This is a genomic window from Phaeovulum sp., assembly GCF_047638075.1.
In the GTDB taxonomy this organism is placed as follows: Bacteria; Pseudomonadota; Alphaproteobacteria; order Rhodobacterales; family Rhodobacteraceae; genus UBA6197.
In genome coordinates this window covers 1-9,129 of record NZ_JBLJBV010000055.1, presented here as the reverse complement: position 1 = coordinate 9,129, position 9,129 = coordinate 1, and the positions used below count along the sequence as shown (strand labels likewise).

General features: G+C 56.9%; 9 protein-coding genes and 3 pseudogenes. 9 read left to right on the top strand and 3 right to left on the bottom strand.

Translation table 11 applies throughout. From position 1 onward, the window contains the following. The 9 genes and pseudogenes from ACM62R_RS08370 to ACM62R_RS08330 form a co-directional block, all read left to right on the top strand. A pseudogene (locus ACM62R_RS08370) lies at positions 1–626 on the top strand (transposase); the annotation flags it as partial. A gap of 243 nt (positions 627–869) precedes the next feature. Then, positions 870–1,874 carry a glucokinase gene (locus ACM62R_RS08365; protein WP_415183599.1) on the top strand — a complete coding sequence of 335 codons (1,005 nt, stop codon included), beginning with the start codon at positions 870–872 and terminating at the stop codon, positions 1,872–1,874. Between the two features lie 84 nt (positions 1,875–1,958). Beyond that, complete coding sequence (locus ACM62R_RS08360) at positions 1,959–2,234, top strand: STAS domain-containing protein (protein WP_415183598.1); 276 nt, start codon at positions 1,959–1,961, stop codon at positions 2,232–2,234. Continuing rightward, positions 2,231–2,596 carry a response regulator gene (locus ACM62R_RS08355; RefSeq protein WP_415183597.1) on the top strand — a complete coding sequence of 122 codons (366 nt, stop codon included), beginning with the start codon at positions 2,231–2,233 and terminating at the stop codon, positions 2,594–2,596. Before ACM62R_RS08360 ends, ACM62R_RS08355 begins: the two co-directional genes overlap by 4 nt. 10 nt (positions 2,597–2,606) lie before the next feature. Continuing rightward, the gene (locus tag ACM62R_RS08350) at positions 2,607–4,697 is read left to right on the top strand and encodes a chemotaxis protein CheA (protein ID WP_415183596.1); all 2,091 of its coding nucleotides are present in this window, start codon (positions 2,607–2,609) and stop codon (positions 4,695–4,697) included. A 5-nt stretch (positions 4,698–4,702) separates the two neighbouring features. After that, entirely contained in the window at positions 4,703–5,170 is a 468-nt protein-coding gene (locus ACM62R_RS08345) for a chemotaxis protein CheW (RefSeq protein ID WP_415183595.1), read from the top strand. After that, on the top strand, positions 5,167–6,045 hold the full coding sequence (locus ACM62R_RS08340; RefSeq protein WP_415183594.1) for a protein-glutamate O-methyltransferase: 879 nt from the start codon (positions 5,167–5,169) through the stop codon (positions 6,043–6,045). Before ACM62R_RS08345 ends, ACM62R_RS08340 begins: the two co-directional genes overlap by 4 nt. Continuing rightward, a complete protein-coding gene (locus ACM62R_RS08335) occupies positions 6,036–6,422 on the top strand; it encodes a response regulator (RefSeq protein WP_415183593.1) in 387 nt (128 codons plus the stop codon). Before ACM62R_RS08340 ends, ACM62R_RS08335 begins: the two co-directional genes overlap by 10 nt. After that, positions 6,419–6,805, top strand: a complete 387-nt coding sequence (locus tag ACM62R_RS08330; RefSeq protein ID WP_415183592.1) for a hypothetical protein — start codon at positions 6,419–6,421, stop codon at positions 6,803–6,805. The genes ACM62R_RS08335 and ACM62R_RS08330 overlap by 4 nt, the downstream gene beginning before the upstream one ends. Positions 6,806–6,880: 75 nt before the next feature. Here ACM62R_RS08330 and ACM62R_RS08325 read toward each other — a convergent pair. The 3 genes and pseudogenes from ACM62R_RS08325 to ACM62R_RS08315 form a co-directional block, all read right to left on the bottom strand. Beyond that, positions 6,881–8,323, bottom strand: a pseudogene (locus ACM62R_RS08325) (IS256 family transposase). Positions 8,324–8,396: 73 nt separating this feature from the next. Further along, a pseudogene (gene tnpB, locus ACM62R_RS08320) lies at positions 8,397–8,663 on the bottom strand (IS66 family insertion sequence element accessory protein TnpB). A gap of 87 nt (positions 8,664–8,750) precedes the next feature. Continuing rightward, positions 8,751–9,074, bottom strand: a complete 324-nt coding sequence (locus tag ACM62R_RS08315; RefSeq protein ID WP_415183591.1) for a hypothetical protein — start codon at positions 9,072–9,074, stop codon at positions 8,751–8,753. Positions 9,075–9,129 lie beyond the last annotated feature (55 nt).

The following is a 9,129-nucleotide window of genomic DNA, read 5'->3' as shown; positions in this document are numbered from 1 at the left end:
ATTTACCATCGGATCGATCCCGAAATCAGACCGCCGCCGCCGGAGGCTTACGCTTTGCATGCGCCGCCGGGTAACAGACGGCGTCTACCTTCAAGCCCGGAAAGATGAAAACATCGAAAGTATGCTGGTGATCATCCATTGCCCGGCTGGCGATTGCGCAGCAATCTGCGACGAGGGGGCGCGACACCGGAGGGCAAGAAAGAACAGATCGGCTTTCAGGTCCACCAGTGGGAGAGCGCACAGAGTTGGCATGAGTTGCTGAGCGATAACAAGCGGCGCGGGTTGTCGGCTCCACCGGAAATAGCGATGCTCGCATTCTTTGACTTCCCGGCGAAACATTGGGGCCATTTGCGCAGACCGAACCCGCCTCACGGCGATTGCAGGCAATCGCCGTGAGGCCAGCGGATTGAAAGCATATTTGCTACTGTTCGGCACCGAATGGTGCGCACCAAAGGCGCACTGTCACAAAAGACCACAAAGCTGATGGTTCTCAGCCTCATTCGGGACGCATCAAAGAAATGGCTGCGTCTCAGGGGTAAAAACAGTTGCCAAAAGTCATCGAAGGACTCAAATTCAACGACGGTGTCGAAGTGACCGACGACACCGAAAACCGCGCCGCCCGATGATGCGCGACACCCATATTTAAGTATAGCTCCGCAGAAATAGTTGCGAGGCACTGTGAATATGACGCCGATGGGTTAAGAGATACCCGCAACAGGCTGGTTTTAGAGGCCAATTCCAGTTTGCCGCAGCCGGGCCCGGAGGGTGCGGACAGGCGGCGTTGACGACGCCACGTCGCATTTTGGGTTATTGCCACATCCCCCCAGGAAACCTTATCAGCTATCAACGCGTGCCGTGGAAGGATCCAGATGAGCCGACCTGCCAATCATTTTTCCCTTGTAGCCGATATCGGGGGCACAAATACCCGCGTGGGGTTATCTGCGGGGGGGCGGCTTTTGCCCGAGACGATCCGCCGCTATGCCAATGCGCATTACGGCGCATTGGATGCGGTGCTGGGGGCCTTTATGGCGCCCCTCGATGGTGTGGATTGCGCAAGCATCTGTGTTGCCGTGGCCGGCCCAGTGCGCGATGGCGTGGCCACGTTGACCAACCTTGACTGGACTATAGATCCTGAAGGCCTCGCCGCCGCCACGGGTGCCAAAAAGATAGCCGTATTGAATGACTTGCAAGCTCATGGTCATGCATTGGGGCATCTTCACCCCGGCGCACTTCGACCGATTTTGACGGGTCATGACGCCTCCGGCAATGGTGCCGGCCAACTGGTAATAGGGGTCGGCACCGGTTTTAACGCAGCCCCCGTACACAACCATCCGCGCGGGCAGATCGTGGTTGCGTCTGAATGCGGCCACGCAAGCCTGCCGATCCGAACGGAAACGGATCTGAAATTGCTTCAATTCATCGACGGCAACACTGGCTTTCCCGCGATTGAGGATGTTTTGTCAGGGCGGGGGTTGGAACAGGTTTACGCTTGGGTAACCTCGATTGCGGGCGCAGAAGAAAAACGCCCCGCCGCCGCGATCATGGCCGCGATGGCGGCGCGCGACCCACTGGCCTTATCGGCCGGTCAGGTTTTCGGCCGGTTACTGGGCGTCGTGGTGGGCGATCTGGCGTTGATTCACTTACCGTTGGGCGGGATCTATCTGTGTGGCGGTGTCGCGCGCGCCATCAGCCCATTTCTGGGCGAGTTCGGCTTTGCCAGGGCGTTTTACGACAAGGGCCGCTTTTGTGACTTCATGCAGCGCTACTCCATTTTCGTGATCGAGGATGACTTTGCCGCGCTGACAGGCTGCGCGGTTTATCTGCAAAATCAAATCTGTGCCGAGAAATCTGAAGGCACGTCAAACCTATCTTAACCTGAAGGCCATAATCCTCGTTCCATAGTCGACAGGAAAGGGATTGACTGTGGGCCTTTCAATTTTGACCCGAGACACTGCGCCATGACGGGGCTGGTGCTTGAACCGCGTTTGGATTTGTCGACCGTAGGGGCGCTTGCGGCATCCCTCTTGGCGCACGCGGGTGCGGATCTTTTGCTGGATGCCGGTAAGGTCACCCATCTTGGCGGGTTAGGGCTTCAGGTCTTGCTGGCGGCAGCAGACGAATGGCGAAACGCGGGTCACAGGTTTGTTATTTCCCCACGTTCCACCGCATTTGATGAGGCGCTGATCCTGTTTGGCGTGGATATTGACGCGCTGCAAACCGAGGGCACGACATGAGCCTGACCATTCTGGCGGTCGATGACAGCCCGACCATTCGTAACCTGCTACAGCATACGCTGATGGCGGCCGGGTTTACCCTGCATTTGGCCGAAGATGGCCTGCAAGGGCTTGAAATGCTTTCCGATATTGCCCCAGATGCGATCATCTCAGACATCAACATGCCGCGCCTGGATGGTTTTGGCTTTATCGAGGCCGTACGCCGGTTGGATCGGCACCGTGCGACGCCCATACTCGTCTTGACCACCGAATCTGCAGTCGCGTTGAAGACACGGGCCCGCACTGCGGGGGCTACAGGCTGGATCATAAAGCCTTTTGATCCGTTAAAGCTGATCAAGGCATTGCAAATGGTCGCAGGATAAGAGGGGCATGATGACACATGATCCAATGGCAGGTATCCGCGCGTCATTCTTTGTGGAATGCGAGGAGTTGCTTGAAAACCTGCAAGATTCCCTCGCCATCCTTGACCGGGGCGAAGATGATGGTGAAACGGTCAACATCATGTTCCGTGCTGTCCATTCGATCAAGGGCGGTGCCGGGGCTTTCGGTCTTTCGCCATTGGTCGCGTTTGCGCACCGCTATGAGACAGTGTTGGATGAACTGCGCGCCGGGCGGCTGAAAGTCTGTCATGATGTGGTAAGGTTATTCTTTCACGCGGCAGATCTTTTGCACGATCAGGTCTGCGTTGCACGCGATGGCGGCACGGAGCCGGCAGGCAGCGAAGACTGCCTTCGTGATTTGGAAGCCCTGATTGAGAATGCACCGGCATCAGAACCCGATCTTACCGATTTTCAACCGATGAAACTGGCCCTGAGCTTCGATTTTAATCCCGATATTCCGCCCGCTTTCTGGAAGGTCATTTTCACCCCCCTGCCCGCACTTTACCAATCTGGAAACGAGCCACTGTATCTACTGCGCACCCTCTCCTCTCTGGGGGATGCGGTGATCGCGTGTGATCTTGGATCCTTGGCCCCGCTAAGCGAGATGGACCCCGAAAACACCTATCTGACCTGGACGGTTCACCTGAAGGGCCAGATGACCAAAGCAGATATTCTGGAAGTTTTCGATTTTGTCGAAGATGTCTGCCAAATTGAGATCATTGACGCGGAAACCGGCGAGCGTGACCCTGAAAATGGTGCAAAAACCCGGCCGCAAGATGCCGCCGCCATCGCCCTTCCCGGCAATCTGGCCCTGACAACCCCTTCGCCTCCGGCCCAGGCCCCCCCTTTGGCGCTGCAAGCCCCATCACCGCGAGAGCCGGTTGCAGCAACGGTCCGGGTCGACCTCAACCGGATCGACCGTCTGGTCAACCTTGTGGGCGAGCTGGTTATCAATCAGGCAATGTTGGCCCAGAATATAGCCGAGGCGCACCTGCCGCCCAATTCCAAGATCATGACCGAGCTCGAATCCTTCATGGTGCTGACCCGCGATATTCAGGACAGCGTGATGATGATCCGCGCGCAACCAGTCAAGCCTCTGTTTCAACGCATGGCCCGGATCGTGCGTGAGGCGTCGGCAAGCATCGGTAAAGAGGTGCGTTTGAAATGCGATGGAGAAGCAACCGAAGTCGACCGGACTGTCATCGAGCGCCTTGCAGACCCGCTTACCCATATGATCCGGAACGCCCTGGACCATGGCCTTGAAATGCCCGATGACCGTGAGGCAGTCGGCAAGCCCCGTGAAGGCGTTATCACTCTTTCGGCCCAACATCGCGCCGGCCGGGTCGTAATCGAGGTCAGCGACGACGGCGCGGGGATCGACCGCCCCAAAGTGCGGAAAATTGCGATCACCAAGGGGTTGATCCCGGCAGATCTGCCCCTGGAAGATGGTGACATAGATAACTTGCTGTTTATGCCCGGTTTTTCGACAACTTCGACGGTTTCCGCCCTCTCTGGCCGGGGGGTCGGAATGGATGTGGTGCGCAGTGCAATCCAGGCACTTGGGGGGCGGATCACGATCACCTCCGATGTCGGGTCAGGAACAACGTTCTCTATATCGTTGCCGCTGACGCTGGCGGTGCTTGACGGAATGATTGTCACCGTCGCTGGGGAAACGCTTGTAGTGCCATTATCCAGCATCCTGGAAACAGTGGCACTGAAACAAAGCGATATTCGCACAATCGGAACAAAAACCAGTGTCATTCACCTTCGTGGTGCATTTGTGCCGATTTACGATCTGGGGGTCGAACTTGGCTATCGGGAAACAAAGGCCTGTTATGATGGCGGTATCATCTTGCTGACATCACACGACGATGGCCGAAAATTCGCGTTAATCGTGGATACGATCCACGACCAGCGCCAAGTCGTGATCAAGGGGCTTCACCAAAGCTATGGCCATATTCCCGGTATTGCTGCCGCAACAATTTTAGGGAACGGCCAGATCGCCCTGATTTTGGATCCAGTCGATCTTGTTGAAAACGCTGCCAGCCGCACGAGTGCCGCTGTCTACACCCTTGCAGGATGATCGCCATGACCCCCGAAACCAACGCGCAACCGAATTCAGAAATAGAACTGCTGTCATTTCGGCTGGCCGACCAGGAATATAGCGTCGACATCATGCATGTCCGCGAAATTCGTGGCTGGACCCGCGCAACGCCGTTGCCGCACGCACCCGCCCATGTGCGCGGCGTGATCAATCTGCGCGGGTCAGTGCTGACCGTGATTGATCTTTCAACCCGGCTGGGCCTGGCCCCCGCTGCACGCGATGCCCGCAATGTCATCATCGTCGTGCAAGTTGGTAGCCAAACTGCGGGTCTTTTGGTTGATGCGGTGTCAGATATTCTTGCCCTGCCCCGTCATATGTTACAAGAACCGCCCGGACTTGCCGGCGACAGCGCCCACAGCTTTATTGAGGCTTTGACCATCGTCGAGGATCGGATGATCCGGGTTCTCAACCTGAACGCGGTGTTGCCCAAAGGGGGGTCAGTGGCAGCATGAACACGCATCCCCTTCTTTCTGGTATTATCGAAGCGCCAACCACATCTGAACTGGCTTCAATTGCAACAATCATGCGCGAGGCTGCAGGCGTTATCATCGGCCCTACCAAAGGCGCCATGGTGCAATCACGATTGGCCAAGCGCCTTCGCGCGTTGAAATTAGGCAATTATCGCGCCTATATTGCCTTGCTGAACTCGATCGAAGGTGAGACTGAAAAGCGTCAGATGGTTTCGGCATTGACGACCAACGTGACCCATTTTTTTCGTGAGAACCATCATTTTGATCAGCTTCGCCATTCGACGCTGCCGCCCCTGATTGCCCGCGCCAAGGCGGGTGGGCGGGTTCGGCTCTGGTCTGCTGGGTGCTCAAACGGCCCCGAGGCATATTCGATTGCGATGGTTATGGCGGATTTGCTACCCGAGATCGCAAGATACGATGTGCGAATTTTGGCCACCGACATAGATCAGGCCGTGGTAGCTCGCGCTCGCGCGGCGACATATGATATCGCGACAGCGAATGGAATTCCGCCCTGTTTTCGCAACCGTTTTACCGAACCATGTGAAACAGGGGTGCGCATCGCTTCTGATCTGCGCAACCTCATTACATTTCAGGAACTCAATTTGCATGCACCATGGCCTATCAGAGGCCAATTTGACGTTATCTTTTGCAGAAACGTGGTGATCTATTTTGATCATCAGGCGCAAAACAGTCTTTGGCGCCGGTTCGAATCGCTTTTAGCTCCCGGAGGGTGGCTTTTTGTCGGCCATTCGGAGCGGGTTTCCATCCAACAAGGTTCACGATTGGTAACGGCAGGGATCACATCCTACCGCCTGGCCGAACGCGACCCACTACCAGAAGAGAATGTATGGCGTTAAGAGATCAAATACGCGCTATGGTTGTAGATGACATGTCAACCAGCCGGGGGCTTATCACTCAGGCGCTGGATTCAATGGGCGTTCGACAGGTAAGCTATGCATCGAACGGCCCAGAGGCGCTTGCCATGATGGCGAAAAACCCGGCGCATCTGGTCCTGTCCGATTACAATATGCCGGGTATGGATGGGCTACAACTTTTACAGGCCTTAAGAACAAACCCCAAGACCAAGGGGACCGGTTTCATCCTGATCAGCGGGCGCCCCAACCAGGATATTATCGACTCCGGGCGGCGGCTTGGTATGAATAACTTTTTGAAAAAACCGTTCACCCCCCCAGATTTGCGCGCGTGCATTGAGGCCGTGGTGGGGCGGCTATGAATACCCCTTACCCCAATTCGCAGGCTTCGTCCGATAGTGATCTGTTGCTTGATGTTCTGGTCGAACGTATCGCAAAAGAACTGAACGTACTCGCCCGGCATCTGACATATGTGCAGACAGTTCTGGCACAATGTCAGCTGCCCAACGAAACGGAGCCCGAGGTTATTGAAGGTTTGCAAGGCATTGATCGCGTTACCCAATCATTAGAAGATTTGGCACGTTTGATGGATTGCATTTCAAATCAGCTTCCCGTTGGCATCAAAGCCGATCCCGCCCAAATTTTCACGACGCTGCGCCTGAGGGATCTAATCGCCAATCTGGATCAAACATCAGACACGACACCCACCACGAACGAGCCGACCGGAAATATACAGTGGTTTTGACTGATGTTTTTTTGAAATTGATACGGTCGCCTGGCCTGCAATAGGAGCTATGCTCGAAAGTTGGTGACGGCGTGATTAGGCGGCCTTTTGAAGTTGCTTGATCCCATCCCTAAATTCAATCCCCTGGATGATCTCAGGCATGCGGTTCGCGCCGTCAAGTTTGCGCCATTTGGTCTGGGCTGACATCATCAGCTTGAACGCCGTGGCAAGGCCCGTTTTGCGGCTGGGTCATCCTTTGGTTTTGCCGGTGCGATGCCGAACCGTGGCGAAGGTGCGCTCATTGGGTTGGTGGTTCGGATGTGTTTCCAATGCTCAGCAGGAAAATCATAGAATGCCAGCAGCACGTCGCGGTCTTTGGTCAATTTGGCGACGGCCTTGTCGTATTTTACACCATATGTCGCGACAAAATAGTCGAATGCAGCGTCAGCGTCGACACGGGTTTCAGCCTGCCAGCCTCTCGGGACATTGCTGCGCAATGCCCTGTCGGCCAATGGATGTCGTGCAGGTGGCACTTTGCCTTATCCTGAACCGATTTCGGCATCGCGTTCAGCACATTGCCCGTTTTGTGGAACCAGCAGCACTGTTCTTTTGTCGAACCAAAGACCTCGCGCAGGGCATTCCAGAAGCCCAAGGCACCATCCGTTGCCAGGCAATCGCTGCCTGCAGCGATGAGAGGGGCCAATGGCAAGGTCAGGCGCGTGGGTGAGCCCGCGTCGTTGCAAATCAAGGAGCAATTCGCGCCAGCTTTGGGGGCTTTCGCGGTAGCCGTCGGCCAAACCGATGATCTCTTTGCGGCGCCACTCATCTGTCACCGGCAGTGGTTTGCATGCAAACAACGAGAGGCGCTCCGATCAGAACGAGAACGCATTGTTTTTCCTCGGCCATTCGGGGCCTGAAATAGACGCCGTCTGTTACCCGGCAGGCGCATGCAAGGCATGCTGCCGAGAGGGCGCCCAGATGTAGACGAAGCGACGCGCGCTCAGATCGCGCCGTTGCCAACGGTCATACTCATCGCACCAAACGGCTTTGAGCCGCGATAGCGTGCTTGAAGAAAGTCCTGCGGCATTGGGGCCGAGCAATGCGGCGAGCGCTTCGTGAAAGTCGCCGGTGCAAATACCTTTGAGGTAAAGCCAGGGCAGAAGGTCCTTGATAGATTTGGCTTTGCGCACCCTCTCATCGCTTCAAGAAGCGATTGCCGGGCAACGGGTAGGGCGGTAGGATTGTCGAGGTGAACCGAACCTTCTCGACGTCGTCGCCCCGGTCCCTCACGCGGGGTACCTTGACTGGCACCGCCCCGATCCTCGTGATTACTTCGCGTTCTGGCAGGTGACCATGGCGCACCAGCCGCGCGCGGCCATCCTCGGTTTTGTCAGATGCATAGGCCTCCAGCAGAACAGCAAGTTCGGCCTCGACGGCTTGCTCAATCAACCGCTGCGCGCCGGATCGTAAAAGTTCCGTCAGTGGATCAGGCGAAAATCCCTGTGGATCGGGAAGCTGCGTAATGGTAGTTGTCGTCATGTGGCATATCCTTTTCTCAGATGAGAATTGCGGCGCGTGAACAACGCCATGATCTGCCGCCCCTCTGGGGCCATCACCAACTTTCAGATATATCTCTCCCTTCCCACAGCATCGCCAGTTGCGCCGAGGTCAGACGCACCGCGCCATCGCCGCGCGCAGGCCAAGGGAAGCGGCCCCTTTGCAGCACCTTTTAATAAAGGCAGAAGCCTTGCCCGTCCCAGTAGAGCAGCTTCAACCTGTTGCCGCGACGGCCACGGAACGCGAACACCGCACCACCGGTCGGCTTTTGGCGCAGATGATCCTGCGCGAGGGCGGCCAACCCCTCGATGCCCTTTCGCATGTCCGTCACGGCGAGCCTTGTAGCGCCATTGGTCCGAGCGACAATGGCGAGCGGCCAGATAGACGCGGACGCCGGTTCCCGGCCCGATCATGCCGCCTCCACCGCCCGGATCACTTGCGTCAGTGTGGTCGCGTCCAGGGACGGCTCGAAGCGCAGGCGGCGGCCATTCGCCAGCTGCAACTCGATCTGGGCAGAGCGGGTTGCTGCTACCGCCGTCGGCACCGCCGATTGCGCCCGCCGGTCCAACTCCACAGGCGGGAACAGCGTCTCCGGCAGGAACAGCGCCTCCGGCAAAGTCGAAAGCAGGCTCTTCTTCTTCCGCTCGTGCCGCCAAGCGTGGATCTGCTGCCGCGTCACATCACGCCGCTGCGCAACCTGCGTCACCGTCGCGCCGCCCACGCCGACCGACAAGACAATCTCGAGTATCCGTCTTGATCAAGCCGTTTTTTTCACCCAATTTCGGTCA